This window comes from Pseudomonas sp. A34-9, assembly GCF_029543085.1.
In the GTDB taxonomy this organism is placed as follows: domain Bacteria; phylum Pseudomonadota; class Gammaproteobacteria; order Pseudomonadales; family Pseudomonadaceae; genus Aquipseudomonas.
Genome location: NZ_CP119967.1, coordinates 3,821,709 through 3,845,509 on the forward strand (window position 1 = coordinate 3,821,709; position 23,801 = coordinate 3,845,509).

Sequence of the window (23,801 nt, forward strand, 5' to 3'; positions counted from 1 at the left end):
TCAGGACAACACTTGGCCGGCCGGCACTTTCAGGCCGTCATGCCACCACGCCGCGAGACTGAAGACGTTGGGCGCCTTGAGAATCGTGAAGTGGTTACCCGGCCCGTACCACACCGCCAGATCCGCCACCTGGCGCTGCCAGCCTTCAACCATCGCCGCTTGCTCGCGCTGATTGCCCCACGCATCCAGCGTCGGGTCATCGACCAGCGCCAGCCGCACCGGCCCGGTGTAGGCCAGTGCCGGTTGATAGACCGTGCGCAGTGCGGTGGCGAAGGTGCGGACCGGGCCGTGCATCGCATCCGCCGCGGCACGCTCCGACAGCACACCGGCGTGCACCATCCCGGCATGCAGCAAGCGCATTTGCGTAGCGTCATCAGCGTCGGCGAACACCTGCGGATCAATCTCCAGGGACTTGCCACTGGACAGTTGCAGGGTGTCGATCAGGCGCTCCAGCGCCGCCGTGCCGGTGTATGGTTTGCCTGCCGTGCCGTTGCCGCCCGGCGCTTCGCTGTCGATCAACGTCAACGACGCCACCTCGCGCCCGACCGCTTGCAACTGCGCCGCCATGGCATGCGCCACCCAACCGCCAAAGGAATGGCCGATCAGGTGCACCGGGCCTTGCGGGTAAGCCTGCGCGATGGCTTGCAGGTAGAACGCAGCAGCGGCTTCGACCTGACTGTGCGGCACACTGCTGCCGTCCAGCCCGCGCGGTTGCAGACCGATGATCGGCCACTCCGGGCCAATCGCTTCGGTCAGATGAATGAACCCGGTGACGCTGTCACCTGCCCCCGGCACGCAGAAAATCGGCGCATGACCCAGTTGTCCGCTCTGGATCGTCAGTAGTGGCTGATACACCGCCGTGACGGGCGTCACCACAGCCTCAAGTGCCTGAGTGATGGCTTGCCCCAACGCCTGAATATGCGGGGTTTTCATCATGCTGCGGTGATCCCCGGGAATATCGATGCACTGCAACAGACGACTGTCGAAGCGCTCCTCCCAACCGCGCGTAGGGCTTGGCACAGACTGCCCGTCCATAAGCGCCTGAGCGCGGAACAGATGAATCGTCTGGCTCGCCGGGCTGACCCGGTAATGTGCCAAGGCCAGGCGGTGCGCCGCCTCACGATCGAAGTAATGCCAGGCATCGGCCGCGCTGACCGTGGCCAGTTCCGGATCGGTCAGTTGCTGATCCTGGCAACGCTGGAACAGCGCGTGGAAATCCAATCGTTCGATTTCGGCTTCCAATGCCTGCACGGCCGCCAACGCGGCGGCACCTTCGGCACCCAGCATCAGCGAACGCCCCCGGCAATGCCCGAGCAACTGGCGCTTGTCGAGATCCTTGCCGCTCCACATCGCTTTGTCCTGAGCCAGTGAGTTGGGCGCGTAGCTGTCGAGCATGCCGATGAAGTCCACCGGTTGGTCCTGACCCAGCAATTGCTGGGCAACTTCATGCGCCAGCACCCCGCCAAACGACCAGCCCGCCAGACGATACGGCCCCTGTGGCTGCACCGTACGAATGATCCCGGCCATCCGCGTGGCCATGCATTCAATGGTGCGTAGCTGTGGCTGCCCCAGCGGCACGCCGGGCAGGCCATAGATCGCAAACTCGCCGCCAATGTGCTGCGCCAGCGTCGGGAAATACACGTCGCGACCACTGAATTCATGCACCAGGAACAGCGGCGTACCGATATCCCCGGCACGCACCACGACCAGCCCCTCCGGCAGTCCGGCGATGTCGTCCCGAGCGAGCAACGCCGCCGTCGACTCGATGCTCGGGTGCTGGAACAATTCGGCCAGTGACACCTGCATTCCGCCGCGCTGCAGCAGATTGACCAGCCGCACCGCGAGCAACGAATGTCCGCCCAACTCGAAGAAGTTGTCGTGACGACCGACCTGCTCGACGCCGAGCACGTCCGCCCAGATCCGCGCCATGGCGGTTTCCACCTCGCCTTGCGGCGCCGCATAAGGACGGTTGATCACCGCGTCGGCACCCGGCTCCGGCAAGGCCTTGCGGTCGACCTTGTCGTTGGGGGTCAGCGGCAATGCGTCGAGCAACACGTAGGCGCCGGGCACCATGTACTCCGGCAAACGCTCGAGCACATGCGCACGCAAAACCTCCAGGTTTGGCGTTTCGATCCCTGCACGCAACGTGTACCAGGCCACCAGGCGTTCATCGCGCACCATCACCACCGCTTCGCGGAGCGCCGGATGTTCGATCAGCCGCGCTTCGATTTCGCCCGGTTCCAGGCGCAAGCCGCGCAGCTTGATCTGGAAGTCGTTGCGTCCGAGGAATTCCAGATCGCCGTCGTTGTTGTAGCGCGCCAGATCGCCGGTGCGGTACAGCCGATCACCCGTCACGAACGGGCTGTCGATGAAACGCTCGGCCTGCATCTCCGGCAGTCCGTGATAACCGCGCGCCACACCCACACCGCCGATGTGCAACTGGCCGCTGACACCCTGCGGCACCGGTTGATCGTAAGCATCGAGGACGTACAGGCGCGTGTTACTCAGCGCCTTGCCGATCGGCACCACGTTGTGTGGCACCGGCTGATCCGGTTCAAGCGTCCAGCCGGTGCTGTCGACCGTGGTTTCGGTCGGGCCGTAAACGTTGTGCAAACGCACCCACGGCAGACGGTCACGCACTTGGCGCGCCAGCGCTGCGCTGAGTTCGCCGCCACCGTTGAGCACATCGGTCAGGCTGGTGCACTGGCTGACATCGACCTGTTCGATGAAGTCCTGCAGCAGCGCCGGCACGAACTTGACCACCGTCACTTGGTGCTCGCGAATCGCCTGCACCACATAGGCCGAATCGCGGTTGCCATCGGGCCGCGCCAATACCAGACGCAGACCGGAACACAGCGGCCAGAAGATCTCCCACACCGAACTGTCGAAACTGAACGGGGCCTTTTGCAGCAAGGCACCATGCTCGGTCGGCGCGCTGATCTGCGAGCCCCAATGCACCATGTTGCAGGCGCTGCGATGCTCGATCATCACGCCTTTCGGCAGGCCGGTAGAGCCGGAGGTGTAGATCATGTAGGCCAGGTTCGCGGCGCTCAGGCCCGGCACCTGCGGATCGTGATCGGGTAGCTGTTGCCAATGACCTTGATCAAGGTCGATCAACGTCGTTGCAGGCACGGCGAACAGCGAACGCGTCGCCGCCTGCACCAGCACCGCGACCGGCGCGCTGTCCTTGAGCATGTAGGCCAGACGTTCCGCCGGGTACCCCGGATCCAGCGGCACATACGCCCCGCCCGCTTTGAGAATACCCAGCAGACCGACCACCAGATCCAGCCCGCGCTCGACGCAAATCGCCACGCGTGAATCCGGCTGAACACCCTGTTCGCGCAAGTGATGGGCCAGTTGGTTGGCCCGCGCATTGAGTTCGCGATAGGTGAGGCACCCGTCCTCGGACTGCACGGCGATGGCCTCGGGTTTGACCCGCACCTGCGCCTCGAACAAACGGTGCAACGGCTGTTCCAGCGCGCAATCGACGTCGCTGGCATTGAAATCGCTCAGCAGACGCTGACGTTCGTCCTGCGCCAGCAACGGCACCTGCTCCAGCAGCGTGTGTTCATCGCTCACCAACGCAGCCAGCAAGCGCTGGAAGTAGCCGACAAAACGCCGCACCGTCGACTCATCGAACAACGCTGTGGCATAACGCAGCGAGCCGCGAACGCCATCGGCGCTATCGCCGAGACTCAGCGACAGGTCGAACTTCACAAAAGGACTTTCCCCCGCCACGCCTTCCAGGGTCAGGTCACCGAGTTGCAGGCTCGGGCCATCATTGTTGTCCCAGCTCAGCATTGTCTGGAACAACGCGCTGTGGGCCAGACTGCGCAGCGGTTTGCAGATCTCCACCACGTGCTCGAACGGCAAATCCTGATGCGCCTGCGCCGCCAGGGTTTGCGCCTTGACCCGCGCCAGCAACGCCTCACCGCTGAGTGCGCCTGACGTGTCGATGCGCAGGGCCAGGGTGTTGACGAACATACCGATCAAGCCTTCGATCTCGGCACGGGTGCGGTTGGCCACCGGCGAGCCGACGACCACGTCGGTCTGGCCGGACAAGCGACTGAGCAACATCGCCCATGCGCTGAGGATCACCATGTAAGGCGTCACAGCGCGACGTTGGCACAGCGCTTTCAACCCGCGACTCAGCGGCGCGCCCAGCACCACCTCGACATGGCTGCCGGCAAAGTTCTGTTGCGCCGGACGCGGGCGATCGGTTGGCAGGCTCAGCAACGCCGGCGCTCCGGCCAGGGTCTGCTGCCAGTAATCGCTCTGGCGTTGCAGCACCTCGCCACTGAGCCAACGGCGTTGCCACACCGCGTAGTCGCTGTACTGCAGCGTCAGCGCTGGCAGCGGGTCTTGCTGGTCATGGCTGAAGGCTTGATACAGCGCCGCCAACTCACGAGTCAGCACCCCCATCGACCAGCCATCAGAGATGATGTGGTGCAGCGTCAGCAACAGCACGTGGTGATCGTCGGCCAGACGCACCAGACGTCCGCGAATCAGCGAATCGCGAGCAAGATTGAACGGTGCGCCGGCTTGCTCCTCGATCAGCCCACGCAAGGCGTTATCGGCCTGCGGGTGCTGGCGCAAATCTTCAACCTGCAGTAACAGCGCGGCCTCGGCCGGCACGATCAGCACCTGCGCTTGCTCGTCGATCTGAGTGAAGCGGCTGCGCAGGGTTTCGTGGCGCTCGACAATGCGCGCCAGTGCCCGTTGCAGCGCGTCTTCATCCAGCCGCCCGCGCAGACGCAGGCCCAGCGGGATGTTGTACGCCGTGTTGCCACCGTCCATTTGCGCCAGGAACCACAGGCGCTGTTGCGCAAACGACAGCGGCAGCGCTTGATCTCGCGGTGCCGGCAGAATCTCCGGCAAGGTGCTGCGCGCGGCCTGGCTCAACACTTGCGCCACGGCCGCCAGTTCCGGGTTGGCGAACAGCTCGGCCAGGGTCAGCTCGACGTCCAGCTGTTGGCGGACCTGCGACAGCATGCGCATCGCCAGCAACGAATGCCCGCCCAACTCGAAGAAATTATCGTGTCGGCCGACCTGCTCGACCTGCAACAACCCGGCCCAGATGCGCGCCAGGTTTTCCTCCAGCGCTGTGGCCGGTGCCACATAAACCCGACTGAGCATGGCAGCTTGTGTCGGTGCCGGCAGCGCCTTGCGGTCGATCTTGCCGTTGTTGTTCAGCGGCAACGCTTCCAGTTGCACCCATGCCGTCGGCACCATGTACTCCGGCAAGCGCGCCGACAGTTGGGCGTGCAATTCGCTGCTGTCCAGTTGCCCCTCGTGCGCGGTGTAATAGGCGACCAGCCGCGTGGCCTCCTGAGCGTCGCGGCGCGCCAGCACCACGGCCTCCTTGATCCCCGCGCAGTTGAGCAAGCGGTTTTCGATTTCTCCCAGTTCGATGCGGAAACCACGGATTTTCACCTGATCGTCGTTGCGACCGATGCAATCGAGTTGCCCCGGCGCCAGCCAGCGCGCGAGGTCGCCGGTGCGGTACAACAACGCGCCGGGTTTATCGCTGAACGGATCACAGAGGAATTTCTCAGCGGTCAGATCGGCCCGGTTCAGATAACCCAGCGCCACGCCCTGCCCGCCGATATACAGCTCGCCGGTTACGCCCATCGGCAGCGGTTGCTGATGCGCATCGAGTACGTAGACCTGGGTGTTGGAAATCGGTCCACCGATCGGCACGCTCTCGGCGTTTTCCGCCACCTCTTGCACTTCGAAGGTTGTCGCGTAGGTGGTGGTTTCGGTCGGGCCGTAGCAATGCACGACACGCAGCGCCGGCGCTGCGGCCAGCAGCGTGCGGAACGCCGCCGGATCACCGCGCTCGCCACCGCAGAGCAGAATGCGCAGGCCCTTGAGCGCCTGCGGGATGAGTTGCACGTACTGGTTGAACAGCGCGGTGGTGACGAACAGGATCGTTGCGCCGGTGCTGCTCAGTTCACGGCCGAAGGCATTCGGATCGAGCAGGGTCTGATGGTCGATGATCACCACGCGACCGCCGTTGAGCAACGGCCCCCAGATGTCCATGGTGCTGGCGTCGAACGCCGGGTTCGAGGCGAAGACCACACGATCCTGCGCATTGAAATCGGCGTAACCGTTATTCAGCACCAAACGGCCGATGCCACGGTGCGGCACCATCACCCCTTTCGGCGTGCCGGTGGAGCCGGAGGTGTACATGATGTACGCCAGCGCCTCGGAAGACTGCACCAGGTTAGGGTTGTGCGTGGGTTGATCGCTGAGTTTCAGCCTGTCCAGATCGATACGCGGCGCGGCGTAATCGATGACTTCGCCGCTCAGGGTCAGCAGCGCGGCCGCCCGACAGTCCTCGACCATGAACGCCTGACGCTCGCTCGGCGCATGGATGTCCAGCGGCACATAGGCCGCCGCGCACTTGGCAATCGCCAGTTGCGCCACCAGCAGTTCCAGCGAGCGTGGCAGCAGGATCGCCACGTGATCCCCCGGTTGCACGCCTTGGCCGATCAGGTGATGAGCCAGGCGATTGGCCTGCGCGTTCAGTTCGAAATAACTCAGCGATTGCGCGCCATGCACCGCCGCCACAGCCTTTGGATGCGCCGCCGCTTGTTGCTGGAAAATCCCGTGCACGGTCAGGGTCTGCGGGTAATCACGCGCGGTGGCGTTGAACTCGACGAGCAAGCGCTGACGTTCCTCCGCCGCCAGTAACGGCACGTGTTCGAGTACCGCGCGATCATCGCTGACCATCGCCTGCAACAGACGCTGGAAATAGCCGACAAAGCGGCGGACGGTCGATTCGTCGAACAGCGCCGTGGCGTAGTTCAGCGAGCCGCGAATCACGCCGTTGACCTCGCCCAATGTCAGCGTCAGATCGAACTTGGCGACCTCGTCCGCGCCGGCCACCGCTTCCAGTGTCAGCTCGCCCAGCGCCAGTTGCGGCCCAATGTGACTGTCCCAGCTCAGAGTGGTCTGGAACAACGGGCTGTGCGCCAGGCTGCGCGCCGGTCGGGTGATTTCCACCACTTGCTCGAACGGCAGATCCTGATGCGCCTGCGCCTCCAGTGTCCGCGCCTTGACCCGTGCCAGCAGCGTTTCGACACTCGGCTCGCCCGAGGTATCGATGCGCAGCGCCAGGGTGTTGACGAACATGCCGATCAACCCTTCGATTTCAGCGCGGGTACGGTTGGCCACCGGCGAACCGATCACCACATCGGTTTGCCCGGACAGACGACTCATCAGCAGTGCCCAAGCGCTCGTCATGGTCATGAACAGGGTCACGCCGTGACGTTGGCTCAAGGCCTTGAGCCCCGCGCTCAAGCGCTGGTCCAGCAGCACTTCGACGTTGCCGCCGGTGTAATCCTGTTGTGCCGGTCGCGGGCGATCGGTGGGCAGCGTCAACAAGGCCGGCGCACCGTCAAGGGTTTGCTGCCAGTACTCGCTTTGCCGCTGCAGCACCTCCCCGCTGAGCCAGCGTCGTTGCCACACCGCGTAATCGCCGTATTGCAACGTCAGCGCCGGCAGCGGATCGGGCTGCCCCTGGCTGAACGCCTGATACAACGCCATCAACTCGCGGGTCAGCACGCCCATCGACCAGCCGTCAGCAACGATGTGATGCACGGTCAGCAACAGCACATGGTGATCGTCGGCCAAACGCACCAGTCGCCCGCGAATCAGCGAATCATTCTGCAGATCAAACGCTGTCGAGGCTTCCTGCGCCATTAATACTTGCAAGGTGTGCTCGGCGTGCGGCTGTTGGCGCAGATCGTCTACGCGCAGCAGCAAACCGCTGTCGACCGGGGCAATCGACACCTGCGCAGTGTCGTCGAGGCGGATGAAACGGCTGCGCAGGGTTTCGTGGCGCGCGATGATCCGCGCCAGCGCCGATTGCAGCGCGTCGACGTCGAGCAGACCGCGCAGGCGCAAACCGACAGGAATGTTGTACGCCGAGTTGCCACCCGTCATCTGCGCGAGGAACCACAGGCGTTGTTGGGCGAAGGACATCGGCAAAGCTTGATCTCGCGGTGCCGGCAAAATGTCCGCAAGCGTGCTACGCCCGGCACGATTCAATACTTCAGCGACTGCGCTCAATTGCGCATCGGCAAACAGATCACTCAGCGCCAGTTCGACGCCGAGGCGCTGACGGATCAGCGAAACCATGCGCATCGCCAACAGCGAATGACCGCCGAGTTCGAAGAAGTGGTCATGACGGCCGACCTGCCCGACTTGCAGGACTTCGGCCCAGATCTGCGCCAGTGCGATTTCCTGCTCACCTTGTGGCGCGACATATTCGCGGGTCGGCAGCGCGACCAGATCCGGTTTCGGCAACGCCTTGCGGTCGACCTTGCCATTGGCAGTCAGCGGCAACGCCTCGAGCCTGACAAACGCCGCCGGCACCATGTAATCCGGCAACTGCGTCAACAGCTGTGCGCGCAACTCGCCGACCACCAGCGGCTCGGCCTCAACCTGTTCGGTGAAGTACGCCACCAGTCGCGGTTGGCCGGGTTCGTCTTCACGGGCCAGCAATACGGCTTCCTTGACCCCGGGGAGCTGATTGAGCCGGGTCTCGATTTCACCCAGCTCAATGCGCATCCCACGGATTTTCACCTGGTCGTCGTTACGTCCCAGATAGTCGAGCGTGCCGTCTTCGCGCCAACGGGCAAGGTCACCGGTGCGGTACATGCGCGCATTGGCCGTGGTGCTGAACGGGTCGCGCAGGAAGCGCTCGGCGGTCAGGTCGGCGCGGTTCAGATAACCCCGGGCCACACCGGCCCCGCCCACGTACAACTCGCCCATGACGCCCATCGGCACCGGCCTTTGCTGCTCGTCGAGCACATAAACCGCCGCGTTCGCCACCGGTTTGCCGATGTGCAACGCCGCACCGACTTCAATGCGGCCCGACGTGGCGACCACAGTGGCCTCGGTCGGGCCGTAGTTGTTGATCACCGCAAAGCGCTGCTCGCGGCTGAACTGACGCAGGCGATCGCCACCGATCAACAGAGTGCGCAAGGTTGGATGATCAAGGTTCTGGTTAAGTGCGTATTCGGCGACCGGTGTCGGCAAAAAGCTCACGTCCAGCGGTTGCGCGCGCCACCAGTCGAGCAACCCATCAATGTCTTCGACGCCGTCATGGGTCGGTGCCAGGTGCAAGGTCGCGCCCGCGCACAGGGCCGGCCAGACTTCCCACGCCATCGCATCGAAGCCAAACCCGGCAAGGCTTGAGGTGTGGCTGCCGGCGCGTAAATCGAACGCTTCACAGTGCCAGTCGACCAGATTGGACAACGTCTGATGCTCGACCATGACCCCTTTGGGCAGACCGGTCGAACCCGAGGTGTAGATCACATAGGCGAGGTGCGCAGCGGTCAAGCCCGGCACCGCCGGGTTGTGCTGCGCCTGCGCCGGCCATGCGCACAGATCGACATCGATCACTGGCACGCTCAGTTGCGGCAGTCGCTCATGCAGATCGCTTTGAGTGAGCACCGCGACCGGTGCGCTGTCGCTCAGCAAATAACTGATCCGTTCGGCGGGATGCGCCGGGTCAACCGGCACATAGCCGGCGCCAGCCTTGAGTATGGCGACCAGCCCGACCAACGTGTCCAGACCACGACGGGCAACGATGGCCACGCGGTCATCGGCTTTTACCCCGATGGCGATCAAGTGATGCGCCAACGCATTGGCCTGGCGATTGAGCTGCAAGTACGTCAGGGGCTGCGCGGCAAACAGCGCAGCCACGGCTTGCGGACGCGCAGCGACCTGCGCCTCGAAGCGCTGCGCAATCGTCAGCCCACGCGGGTAGTCAGCCTTGGTCGCGTTGAAGCCCGCCAGCAACTGTTCACGCTCGTGCACCGGCAGGATCGACAACCGATCAAAACCCACATGCGGCGTGTGCTCCAGCGTATCAAGCAACACGCACAACGCAGCCTGCATGTACCCGCAGATACGCTGCGCATCAATGCCGGCCCCGGCCAATACTTTCAGGCTGAAACCTTCACCGAGATCGTCAACGCTGAGGGTCAGGCGATAGTTGGTGTGCTCCTCGGCCTCGAGCAATTGCATGCCCTGCCACGCGGTTTGCACCTCGGCGGATACCGGCCCGGCCGGGGCGCTGTGACGGTAATTGAGCAATGTGCTGAACAGCGGCGTGCCCGATGGCATCGCGCTGCACTGTTGCACCTGCGCCAGTTGCGCATGCTCATGAGCGAGTAGCTGACTCAGGCGTTCATGGGTGGCCAGCGCCGCCCCTTTGACGCTGTGTGCATTGAGTTCAATGCACAACGGCAAGGTGTTGATGAACACACCGAGTGCCCGCTCCGAGCCTTCACCGCCCTGCAATCGGCCGAGCAACACCGTGCCAAACACCACGGCATCGCGCCCGGACAACTGCCCCAAAACTTGCGCCCAGGCGAGGTGCATCAGGCTGGCGGCGCTGACACCCAGGCGCCGCGCCTGCTGACGGATGTCGCGGCTCAGACCGAGGTCGAGGGTCAACCGCGCCTGCTCAGCCAGCCCCTCCTGTGCCGGGGCCTGGCCGTACGGCAAGGTTGGCTCATCGACGTCGCCGAGCATGTCGCGGAAGAAGCTTTCATGCTGCTCATCGCTCATACCGGCCAGTGTCTGCGCGACGTAATGCCTGTACGGCACCGACTCGGGGAGACGTTGCGGCTGGCCGCTGAGGAAGGCCTGCATTTCGTGTTGCAGCACTTCCAGCGCGACGTGGTCCATCACCAAATGATGGAACAGCAGCAACGCGACAACCCGCTGATTGACTGCGTCCCACGCGTGGACCACGCGCATCAGCGGCGCCTGATTGACGGCCATGCGGTAACGGCCGGCATCGAAGCGAGCGCGCAACTGCGCCAATGCATCGCCGTTCACGTCCTCCAGCGCAATACCTTCGCAGAACAGCGAGGCCTGGCGCCAAACCACTTGCACCGGGTCTGCGAGGCCTTCCCAGAACAGCGAGGTGCGCAGAATGTCGTGGCGCTGAATGACCTTCTGCAACGCCTCTGTGAAGGCGTTCAGACGTTGTTCATCGGCAAACGCAAACTGTGCCTGCAACACGTAGGGGTCGCCCTGACCAGCCGCCAGGTGATGGAACAGAATGCCCGTCTGCAACGGCGCCAGCGGATAAATGTCCTGCACATTAGCCGTGCCGCCGGGGATGCTGGCGACGATGCGGTCAAGGGTCGCTTGATCGAGCGTCACCAGTGGCAGCAGTTCCGGCGTGATACGCGTGCAGTCAGGCGTAATGCGATTGGCCGGGACTTCGGCTTGCGGCTCGCCACCGGCGGCCGCCGCCAACGCGGCGAGCGTCGGCTGGTTGAACAGCACGCGAATGTCGGCGCTGAGGCCGGCACGACGCATTTTCGCCAGCAGATTTACTGCCAGCAACGAGTGGCCGCCCAGCTCAAAGAAGTGGTCGTGTCGCCCTACCCGTTCCACGTTGAGCAATTCGGCCCAGAGCGCAGCGAGGAGGATTTCCACTTCGCCGACCGGCGCCTCGTACTCACGCGCGGCCAATGCCGCCAGATCCGGCGCCGGCAGCGCCTTGCGCTCGAGTTTGCCGTTAGCACTCAGCGGCAATCCATCGAGATGCACGAACACGGCAGGGACCATGTAGTCCGGCAGGTGCTCCAGCAAATGGCTGCGCAGCGTTTCGATGTCCGACCGCTCCCCGGTGTAATACGCGACCAGACGCTTATCGCCGGGCACGTCCTCGCGGGCCAGCACCACCGCTTCCTGCACCCCCTCGATCTGGGTAAGGCGTGCCTGGATTTCACCCAGTTCGATGCGCAAGCCACGGATTTTCACCTGGTCGTCATTGCGGCCCAAGTATTCGATGTTGCCGTCGGCCAGATAGCGGGCGACGTCGCCGGTGCGGTACATACGGCCATTGGCCTGGAACGGATCATTGAGAAAGCGTTCGGCGCTCAGCTCGGGCCGATTGAGGTAACCACGGGCCACCTGCACGCCACCGATGTACAACTCACCGACAACGCCTTGCGGCACCGGTTGTTGTTGGCCATCGAGGATGTACATGCGGGTGTTGGCGATCGGTTTGCCGATCGGCGTGTTGTCCGCGGTTTGCTCCAGCGGCCCGGCGCAATTCCACGCGGTCACGTCGACGGCGGCTTCCGTCGGGCCATAGAGGTTGTGCAACTCACTGCCCGGCAATTGCCGTTTGAACCGCCGCACCAGACTGCCCGGCAACGCTTCACCGCTGCACATCACCTGACGTAGTTCCGAGCAACGCCGGGTGTCGCCATGGGCAAGGAACACGTCGAGCATCGACGGTACAAAGTGCAGCGTGGTAATCCGTTCTTGCTCGATGATTTCGCTGAGATACAGCGGGTCCTTGTGCCCACCGGGCTGCGCCATGACCAGACGTGCGCCGGTCATCAGCGGCCAGAAAAACTCCCACACCGACACGTCAAAACTGAACGGAGTCTTCTGCAACACCGTGTCCGCCGCTGTCAGTGGATAGGCGTCCTGCATCCACAGCAAGCGGTTGACTACTGCGGTGTGTTCGTTGATCACGCCTTTTGGCTGGCCGGTCGAACCGGAGGTGTAGATCACGTAGGCCGTGTGCTGCGGGGTCAACTCGGCGGTGGACAAAGGGTCGCTCGGCAGCGACTGCCAGTGCGCCTGATCGAGATTGATCAGCGGCACGGTGACGTCACCGAGCAGCCCGCCAGTGGAACCTTGCACGAGCACCGCCAGCGGCGCGCTGTCGTCCAGCATGTAGGCCAGACGCTCCAGTGGATACGTCGGGTCCAGGGGCACGTAACCGCCGCCGGCCTTGAGGATCGCCAGCAGGCCGACAACCATGTCCAGACCGCGCTCGACGCAAATCGCCACCCGTGAATCCGCCTGCACGCCCAAGCCACGCAAGTGCCGCGCCAATTGGCTGGCCTTGGCGTCCAGTTCAGCATAGGTCAAGCGCTGCTCACCGGCGACCACCGCCGGAGCCTGTGGCGTGCGCGCCACTTGCGCCTCGAACAGACCGTGGAGGGTCTGCTCAAGGTTGTAATCCACAGCCGTGGCATTGAAATCATTCAGCAGCCGCTGTTGTTCGTCCTCTGCCAGTAGCGGTGCGTGTTCCAGCACCGTTTGATCATTGGCGACCATCGCCTGCAACAGACGCTCGAAATAGCCGGCGAAACGCAGCACCGTCGCTTCGTCAAACAGTGCCGTGGCGTACTCCAGCGAACCACGAATCACACCGTTGGACTCGGCCAGGTTCAGCGACACATCGAACTTGGCGAAGTGACTCGGCTCCGCCACGCCTTCCAGGGTCAAATCACCGAGGGCCAGCGCCGGGCCTTGCAGACCGTCCCAACTGAGCAACGTCTGGAACACCGGGCTGTGCGCCAGACTGCGCGGTGGCCGGATGATTTCCACCACCTGCTCGAACGGCAGATCCTGATGGGCCTGGGCTTGCAGCGTCAGGGCCTTTACCCGCGCCAGCAGCGCTTCGCTGCTCAACTCGCCCGAGGTATCGATACGCAAGGCCAGGGTGTTGACGAACATGCCGATCAAGCCTTCGATCTCGGCACGGGTGCGGTTGGCTACGGGCGAACCGATCACCACCTCCGACTGACCGGACAAACGACTGAGCAGCATCGCCCAGGCGCTCATCAACGTCATGTACAGCGTCACGCCGTGACGCTGGCCCAGCGCCCTGAGCCCGGCACTCAAGCGTTCATCGAGCACCACGTCGACGCTGCTGCCGGCGTAATCCTGCTGCGCCGGTCGTGCACGATCGGTCGGTAACATCAACAACGCCGGAGCGCCGGCCAGGGTCTGCTGCCAGTATTCACTTTGGCGCTGCAGCACCTCGCCGCTCAGCCAGCGCCGCTGCCACACCGCGTAATCAGTGTATTGCAGCGCCAGCGGCGGCAGTGGATCAGGCTGGCCATGACTGAAGGCCTGATACAACGCCATCAGTTCGCGGGTCAGAACCCCCATCGACCAGCCGTCAGAGATGATGTGGTGCAGGGTCAGCAACAGCACGTGATGATCGTCGGCGAGCCGCACCAACCGACCGCGAATCAGCGCATCGTCCTGCAAGTCGAACGGCCCGGACGCTTCGCCCTGAATCAGCGCCTGCAAGGTTTCGTCGGGTTGCGGGTGCTGGCGCAGGTCTTCGACGCGCAGCAGCAGACCGCTGTCGACCGGCGCGATCAGCACTTGCGCCTGGTCATTGAACTGGGCGAAACGGCTGCGCAGCGTTTCATGCCGCGCGACGATGCGCGCCAAGGCTTGCTGCAGGGCCGGTTCATTCAACTGGCCACGCAGGCGCAACCCGATGGGAATGTTGTACGCGGTGTTGGCACCTTCCATTTGCGCGAGAAACCACAAACGTTGCTGGGCGAACGACAGCGGCAAGGCACCGTCACGGGCCACCGCGACAATTTCCGGTTGCGTGCTGCGCCCGGCCTGCGCCACCGCCTCGGCGACCGCTGCCAGTTCGGCGTTCGCAAACAGATCGCCCAGCGCCAGTTCCACACCAAGACGCTGGCGAACCTGCGACACCATGCGCATGGCCAACAGTGAATGGCCACCGAGTTCGAAGAAATGGTCCTGACGCCCGACCCGCTCCACTTGCAGCACTTGCGCCCAGATCTGCGCCAGGGCGCTTTCGAGTTCGTTGTGCGGCGCCTCGTATTCGCGAGTGAACAGCGCCGCACGCTCGGGTTTCGGCAAGGCCTTGCGGTCGACCTTGCCATTGGCGGTCAACGGCAGTGCGGCGAGTCTGACGAAGGCCACCGGCACCATGTAATCCGGTAACTGGGTCAACAGGTGCGCGCGCAACTCGGCCACCGCCAGTGGTTCGACCTGACTCTGCTCGGTGAAATAGGCCACCAGGCGCGGTTGCCCGGGTTCATCTTCGCGCGCCAGCAGCACGGCTTCCTGGATGCCGGGCAACTGGTTGAGGCGGGTTTCGATTTCGCCAAGTTCGATACGTACGCCACGGATTTTCACCTGATCGTCGTTACGCCCCAGGTACTCGATCGTACCGTCGGCGCGCCAGCGGGCGAGGTCGCCGGTGCGGTACATGCGCGGGTTCGGCAAGGAGCTGAACGGATCGTGAAGGAAGCGCTCGGCGCTCAGATCGGCGCGGTGCAAATAACCGCGCGCCACCCCGGCGCCGCCGACATACAACTCGCCCATGACGCCAATCGGCACCGGACGCTGCTGTTCATCGAGCAGGTACACCGTGGCGTTGGTCACCGGTTTACCGATGTGCAAGGCGTCGCCCGCCTCGATACGCCCAGAGGTCGCGACCACGGTGGCTTCGGTCGGGCCGTAGTTGTTGATCACCTCGAATTGCTGGTTGCGGCTGAACTGGCGCAAGCGGTCGCCACCGATCAGCAGTGTGCGCAAGGTCGGGTGCTCGAGGTTTTGGCTGAAGGCATATTCGGCCACGGGTGTCGGCAGGAAACTCACGTCCAGTGGCTGCGCGCGCCACCAGTCGAGCAGCGCATCGATGTCCTCGCTGCCGTCGTGAGTCGGTGCCAGGTGCAGGGTCGCGCCGGCACACAACGCCGGCCAGACCTCCCACGCCATGGCGTCGAAACCGAACCCGGCAAGGCTTGAGGTGTGGCGGCCGGCGCACAGGTCGAACGCGCTGCAGTGCCAGTCGACCAGATTCGACAAGGTGCGGTGTTCGACCATCACGCCTTTGGGCAGGCCGGTGGAACCGGAGGTGTAGATCACGTAGGCCAGATGCGCGGCGCTCAAGCCTGCTACCTGCGGGTCAAGGGTCTCGCTGAGCGGCCAGGTCAGCGGGTCGAGATCGATCACCGGCACGTCCAGCGCCGGCAAGCGCTCACGCAGATTATTCTGGGTGAGTACGGCCACGGGGGCGCTGTCGCTGAGCAAGTAGTGCAGACGCTCGGCCGGGTGCGCCGGGTCGACCGGTACATAACCGGCGCCCGCCTTCAAAATGGCGACCAGCCCGACCAGGGTGTCGAGGCCACGCCGGGCGACGATGGCGACGCGATCGTCAGGCTTCACCCCCAGCGCAATCAAATGATGGGCCAAGGCGTTGGCATGCCGGTTGAGCCCGGCATAACTCAGTTGCTCACCGAGGTATTGCGCGGCCACGGCTTCGGGCCGCTGCGCCACTTGCGCCTCGAAGCGCTGGGCAATGGTCAGCGTCGCCGGGAAGTCGGCGTGACTGGCATTGAACGTCAGCAACACCTGCTCGCGCTCTGCCGCCGGCAGCATCGGCAATTGGTTGAGCGCGGTATCGGGCGCCTGCTCCAGCGCCAACACCAAACTATCGAGGGCGCAATGCAAGTAATCGCAGATGCGCTGTGGATCGACCTCGGTGGTGGCCAGCAATGTCAGGCTGAACGCCTCGCCGAAATCATCGACGCTCAGGGTCAGCGGATAGTTGGTGCGTTCTTCGGAGCTGAGGGTACTGATGCCTTCCCAGGCGGCCAGGGTCTCGGCACTCGCCGTCGCCGCAGTGTGGCTGTGTCGGTAGTTGAGCAAGGCACTGAACAACGGCGTCGGTGCGACTACGCCGCTGCAACGTTGGGCCAACGCCAGCGGCGCATGTTCGTGACGCATCAACGTGGTCAGACCTTTGTGCGTCGCCTCCACCGCCGCACGCACGCCCTGCGCATCGACATCGACCCGCAGCGGCAAGGTGTTGATGAAAATCCCCAGCGCCCGTTCGGTGGCTTCGGCGCCCTGCATGCGCCCCATCAGCACCGTACCGAAGACCACATTCTGCTTGCCGGTGAGCACGGCCAGTACCTGCGCCCAGCCCAGATGAAACAGGCTCGCGGCACTCACGCCAAGTTGCCGCGCCTGTGTGCGCAGACGCTGACCGAGCAGCGCATTGACCGGCAGGCTCAGCTCGGCGATGCCGAGGCCGTCGCCCTGCACATCCTGCAAACCGTAGGGCAGCGTCGGCTCGGCAATGTCACCGAGCATCTCGCGGAAAAACTCCTCGTGCTCGGCTTCGCTGATGCCCAGCCGCGCTTGTGCGACGTAATTGCGAAACGGCACCGGTCGACCGAGCGCTTGATCCTGGCCGGTGAGGCAGGCGAGCAGTTCGTGACGCACGACGTCCAGCGCCGAGTGGTCCAGTGCCATGTGATGGAACAGCAACGTCGCGACCACCCGCTGACCGGCCTCATCCCACGCGTAGGCCAGACGCATCATCGGTGCGCACCGTACGTCCAGACGAAAATGCCGCGCATCGAAACGCTCGTGCAACAGGCTCAACACATCGTTTTCGCTGTCGTGCACCACGACTTCTTCCATCGGCAGTTGCGCTTGACGCCAGACCATTTGCAGCGGCACGTCCAGCCCTTCCCAATGCACCGCTGTGCGCAGGATGTCGTGGCGATCAATAACCTTTTGCAACGCCTGAGCGAACGCGTGCAGACGCTCACGGCTGCTGAACGCAAAGTACGATTGCATGACGTACGGATCGCCCTGCTCGTTGCTCGCATGGTGGTAAAGGATGCCTTCCTGCAACGGCGCCAGGGGATAGATGTCCTGCACATTGGCGGCGCCGCCCGGTACGTCGGCGATCAAACGGTCAAGGGTCGGCTGATCCACCTCGGCCAGGGTCACCATCGCTGGCGTGATGTGCGTGCAGCCGGGAAGAATGCCGTTGGCCGGAACATCGATCTGGCCAACGCGGCTGGCCGAGTATTGCCCGGACTTGATCAGTTCGATCAGCGCCGGCTTGTGTTCGCGCAGCGCCGCCAGCAATGCCGGATCGCTCAACGCCTGCTTGTTGCCATTGACGCGTAATTGCTCATCGGTCACGGCCAGCTGAATGTCTTTTGTCTTCAGGGTTGCCAACAGTTCGAGCACATTCACAGGACGATCTCCATTCTTTCCGTAATTGCGGCGTAGCCGGCCAGGGTCGGCTGTTCGAACAGCGCCCTGACATCGGCTTCCATGCCTTCCTGACGTAACCGGCCGATGAGGCTGACCGCCAGTAATGAGTGACCACCCAACTCAAAGAAGTGGTCGTGGCGCCCTACCCGTTCGACATTGAGCAGTTCGGCCCAGAGCCGTGCGAGGGTGATTTCGACGTCGCCGACCGGGGCTTCGTATTCGCGTGTTTTCAGCGATTGCTGATCCGGCGCCGGCAGTGCCTTACGGTCGAGTTTGCCGTTGGGGCTCAGCGGCAAAGCGTCGAGATGCACGAACACGGCGGGCACCATGTAGTCCGGCAAGTGTTCGAGCAAATGCCTGCGCAGCAGGTCGATTTCCAGGCGCTCGCCGGTGTAATACGCGACCAGACGCTTGTCGCCGGCCACCTCTTCGCGGGCGACTACCACGGCTTCCTGCACACCTTCGATCTGAGCCAGGCGTGCCTGAATTTCGCCCAGTTCAATACGCAGACCGCGGATTTTCACCTGATCGTCGTTACGGCCCAGGTACTCGATGTTGCCGTCCGGCCGATACCGCGCGACGTCACCGGTGCGGTACATGCGCCCGCCAGGCTGGAACGGATCGTTGAGGAAGCGCTCGGCACTCAGCTCAGGTCGGTTCAGATAACCGCGCGCCACCTGCACGCCAGCGATGTACAACTCGCCGATCACGCCTTGTGGCACCGGCTGTTGTTGCGCATCGAGGATGTACATCCGGGTGTTGGCGATCGGTTTGCCGATTGGCGTGTTGTCCGGCGTCTGCTCGATGGAGCCGGCGCAATCCCACGCGGTGACGTCGACGGCCGCTTCGGTCGGGCCATACAGGTTGTGCAAAGCGCTGCCCGGCAGTTGCAGTTTGAAGCGCCGCACCAGACTGCCCGGCAACGCCTCGCCGCTGCACATGACCTGACGCAAGCCGTCGCAGCGTGTGATGTCACTGTTGGCGAGAAACACATCGAGCATCGACGGCACAAAGTGCAACGTGGTGATGCGTTCGGCCTCGATGACGTCCGTGAGGTATTGCGGATCCTTGTGCCCGCCGGGTCGCGCCATGACCAGTCGCGCACCGGTCATCAGCGGCCAGAAAAACTCCCACACCGAGACGTCGAAGCTGAATGGGGTTTTCTGCAATACCGAATCGGCAGCGCTCAGGCGATAGGCGTCTTGCATCCACAGCAAGCGGTTGACCACAGCGGCATGCTCGTTGACCACGCCTTTGGGCTGGCCGGTCGAGCCGGAGGTGTAGATCACGTACGCGCTGTGCCGGGGCGTCAGCGCCGGCACTTGCGGATTATCGGCAGACCAGGATTGCCAAGTGTTCTGGTCGAGATCGACCAGCGGTGTCGTGATGTCCCCCAGCACCGTGCGGGTCGCCCCGTGCACCAGCACCACGGCCGGGGCGCTGTCCTCGAGCATGTAAGCGAGGCGCTCCGGCGGATAGGCCGGGTCGAGCGGCACATAAGCGGCGCCGGCCTTGTTGATCGCCAGCAGGCCGATGACCATTTCCAGGCTGCGTTCGACGCAGATCGCCACCCGTGAATCCACCTGCACACCGAGGCTGATCAAGTGCCGGGCCAAGCGGTTGGCGCGCTCGTTCAACTGCGTGTAGCTCAATGCCTGCTCGCCGGCGAAGACGGCCACAGCGTCTGGCGTACACCGCACCTGCGCTTCGAACAAGCCGTGCAGGGTCTGCTGCAGGTCGTACTCGACGTCGGTGTCGTTGAGGCCGAACACCAACGCCTGTCGCTCCTCGGCTGGCAACACCGCCAGACGATTCAACGGTTGCTGTGGTGTCTGCTCCAATGCCTCAGCCAGCGCAACCAGCGCGTTCTGCATGAACTGGCCGATGCGTGCTGCGCCGATGCGCGACGGGGTCATCACCGTCAGTTGGAAGCCACTGCCCAGATCGTCGACGTTGAGGGTCAACGGGTAATTGGTGCGCTCCTCGCCGGCCAGGGATTCGATGCCCTGCCAGGATTCACGCTTGATATCTTGCTGGGCCTCACTGTCGCTGTGCCGGTAGTTGAGCATCGCGCTGAACAACGGCGACGGCGCCGCGACACCGCTGCAACGCTGGGCCAGCGCCAGCGAAGCATGTTCGTGCGCCAACAGCGCACTTAGCCGCGCATGGGTCGCCTTGACCCCGGCGCGCACGCTGCTTTCGTCAACATCCACGCGCAATGGCAAGGTGTTGATGAACATGCCCAACCCGCGATCCGCGCCCGCCCCGCCCTGCATGCGGCCAAGCAGCACCGTGCCGAAAACCACCCGTTCCTGGCCGGACGTTGCTGCCAGCACCCGCGCCCAGGCGAGATGGAACAGACTGGCGACGCTGACACCGAGCAATCGCGCCTGACTGCGCAGGCGCTGCGCCACCACGGCGGGCAGCGGCTGGCAGACCTCCTCGATGTCATTACCGTCGCCCTGCACATCCTGCAGGCCGAACGGCAGTGTCGGTTCGTCGATGTCGCCGAGCATCTCGCGGAAGAAAGCTTCGTGCTCTTGGTCGCTGACACCAAGACGAGTCTGCGCCACATAATTGCGGTACGGCACAGCGGCCACCGGCAATCGTTCATCGCCGCGCAAAATGGCCTGCATTTCTTCGCTCACCACTGCCAGTGCGGTGTGGTCCATGGCGATGTGGTGGAACAACAGCATGGCAACCACGCGCTGCTGGTCCGGATCGAGGGCATACACCAGACGCAGCAGCGGTGCCTGATCCAGGTCCATTCGCCAGTGCCGCGCATCGAAGCGCGCACGCAACTGATCGATGGCTTCACCCTGCGCAGGCTCCAGCGCCACGACCTGTATCGGCAACTGCGCGCGACGCCAGACCACCTGCACCGGTGCCGCGAGCCCTTGCCAGGCGATGGACGTGCGCAAGATGTCGTGGCGCGTCATGACCTGACGCAGCGCCGCCGCGAACGCTTGAAAACGTTCAATACTGTCGAACGCCAGACACGATTGCAGCAGGTACGGATCGCCCTTCGCCGCGCTAAGGTGGTGATACAAAATCCCTTCCTGCAACGGCGCCAGCGGATAAATATCCTGCACGTTGGCCGCGCCACCCGGCACCGTGGCGACGATGCGCTCGATGCCGGCCTGATCCAGCTGCACCAGCGGCAGCATGTCCGGGGTGATGTGCGTGCAATCGGCCGCAATCAGGTTGTCCGGCACTGCAACCTCACGACCGCTGCCCACCGCCGCAGCGAGTGCGGCCAACGTCGGCTGGCTGAACAGCACACGCACATCGGTGCTCAGATCGACCTGACGCATGCGTTCGATCAGCGTCACCGCCAGCAATGAATGCCCACCCAGTTCGAAGAAGTTGTCGTGACGGCCGACCTGTTCAACGTTCAAGACGTCAGACCAGATCTGCGCCAGCGCGATTTCCACGGTGCCTTGCGGTGCGGCATATTCGCGGCTCAGCCACGCCGTTTGATCCGGCTCCGGCAACGCCTTGCGGTCGAGTTTGCCGTTGGCAGTCAGCGGCAGAGCTTGCAGGCGCACGTAGGCGGCAGGCACCAGGGCTTGCGGCAACTGCGCTTGCAGATGACGGCGCAAGTCCTCGATGTCGACGTTCAGGCGTTCGGTAAACCACGCCAGCAACTGGCCGTCGCGAACCAGCACCACGCAATCCTGCACGGCCTCGTGACCGCTCAGCGCCGCTTCGATTTCCCCCAGTTCGATGCGCACGCCGCGCAGTTTGACCTGATCATCGTTGCGCCCCAGGTATTCGATGCTGCCGTCAGCGAGCCAGCGTGCGAGGTCACCGGTGCGGTACATGCGCGCCTGCGGTTCGTCGCTGAACGGGTCGTCGAGGAAACGTTCGGCAGTCAGCTCGGGGCGATGCAGATAACCGCGCGCCACACCGGCACCGCCGACATACAATTCGCCAGCGACGCCGACCGGTACGGGTCGTTGCTGATCGTCGAGCAGGTAAATCTTCGCGTTGGCCATCGGCCGGCCGATGTGCAGCACCTGCCCGGCCTCGACCGCGCCGGAGGTGGCAACCACCGTGGCTTCGGTCGGGCCATAGTTATTGATCACCGCGAAAGTCTGCTCGCGGGGGAACTGGCGCAATTTGTCGCCACCGATCAACAGCGTGCGCAAGGTCGGGTGCCCGAGGTCGCGACTGAACGCATATTCGGCCACCGGCGTCGGCAGGAAGCTCACCTGCAACGGCTGCGCGCGCCACCATTGCAGCAATTCGTCGAGGTGCTCGTTGCGCACCGATTCCGGTGGCAGGTGCAGGGTCGCGCCGACGCACAGCGCCGGCCAGACCTCCCATGCCATGGCATCGAAACCGCAGCCGGCGACGCTCGACGTGTGGCTGCCGGCGCGCAGGTCAAAGGCCTCGCAGTGCCAGTGCACAAGGTTCTCCAGCGTCGCGTGTTCGACCATCACGCCTTTCGGCTGGCCGGTGGAGCCGGAGGTGTAGATCACATAGGCCAGATGCGCCGGGGTCAGCGCCGACAGTTGCGGATTGCTGTCGGACAGCTGTTGCCAGGTGGGATTGTCCAGATCAATCAGCGGCACAGCGCCGAGCAAATCAGCCGTCGCAGCCTGCGCCAGCACCGCCATCGGCGCGCTGTCCTGCAACAGATAAGCGATGCGTTCTGCCGGGTATGCCGGATCGACCGGCACATAACCGGCGCCAGCCTTGAGGATCGCCAGTATCGCGACGAGCATGTCCGGGCTGCGGCGCAGGCACACGGCGATGCGGTCATCGGGCTGCACGCCGAGCCCGAGCAAGTGATGGGCCAGGCGATTGGCGCGCTGATTGAGCTGAGCGTAGGTCAACTGCTGCGCGGCCTGAATCACCGCCAGCGCATCCGGCTGCTGCTCGGCTTGAGCCTCGACCAAGCGGTGAATCGTTGCGCCACGCGGATAGGCCGCCGAATGCGGGTTGAAGCCGACCAGCAAGTGCTCGTAATCCGCCACCGAAAGCACCGGCAACCGGTTGAGCGGACGTTGCGGTGCCTGTTCCAGCGCCGTCACCAGATGTTCGAGCGCGGTGTGCATGTAACTGCAGAGGCGCTGTGCACCGATCTCGGCGAGCGCCAGCACGTTCAGGGCAAAACCTTCGCCCAGATCATCCACCGACAAGGTCAACGGATAATTGCTGCGCTCCTCGCCACCGAGCATGCGCACGCCCTGCCAGATCCCCTGGCCGTCGTGTGGCTGCTGTTCGGCGGCACTGTGTCGATAGTTGAGCAACGCGCTGAACAACGGCGCGGTACCGACCATGGCGCTGCACCGCTGGGCCAGCGCCAAGGAGGCGTGTTCGTGGCCGAGCAGCGCCGTCAGCCGCGCATGGGTGGTTTTCACCCCGGCGCGCACGCCTTCAGCGAGATCAACCCGCAGCGGCAAAGTATTGATGAACACCCCGAGGGTGCGGTCGGCACCCTCACCGCCCTGCATCCGCCCCATCAACACAGTGCCGAAGACCACCTCGCGGCGGCCGCAGACCACGCCCAGCACCTGCGCCCAGGCCATGTGCATCAAGCTTGCCGGGCTGACGCCCAACTGCCTGGACTGTTCCCGCACACGCAGATTGAGCGCGGCATCCACCGGTTGCAGCGCTTCTTCGATGCCACGCCCGTCGCCCTGCACATCCTGCAGACCGAAGGGCAAGGTCGGCTCGTCGATATCACCAAGCATCTCGCGGAAGAACGCTTCGTGCTCCTGCTCATCGGCGCCCAGGCGGGCCTGCGCCACGTAATTGCGGTAAGGCATCGGCGGCGTCAGCGTGTCGAGCTGATCGAACATCAACCCGTGCATTTCCCGACCGATCACCTCCATGGCGGTGTGATCGAGAATCGAATGATGGAACAGCACGATGGCGACGACTTGCTGTTGCAACGGATCCTCGGCGTAGACCATGCGGATCAACGGTGCCTGATT

The 23,801-nt window shown here is 63.9% G+C and carries 2 protein-coding genes (1 of these 2 only partly in view); both read right to left on the bottom strand.

Annotated features, from left to right (window positions below; genetic code table 11):
- Complete coding sequence (locus P3G59_RS17065; RefSeq protein WP_277758203.1) at positions 1-17,835, bottom strand: non-ribosomal peptide synthase/polyketide synthase; 17,835 nt, start codon at positions 17,833-17,835, stop codon at positions 1-3.
- Positions 17,832-23,801: the end of a non-ribosomal peptide synthetase gene (locus P3G59_RS17070; RefSeq protein WP_277758204.1), read on the bottom strand. 7,047 nt of this gene lie beyond the right edge of the window; only the last 5,970 of its 13,017 coding nucleotides appear in the window; its start codon lies off the right edge, out of view — the gene reads right to left on this strand; it ends in the stop codon at positions 17,832-17,834. Before P3G59_RS17070 ends, P3G59_RS17065 begins: the two co-directional genes overlap by 4 nt.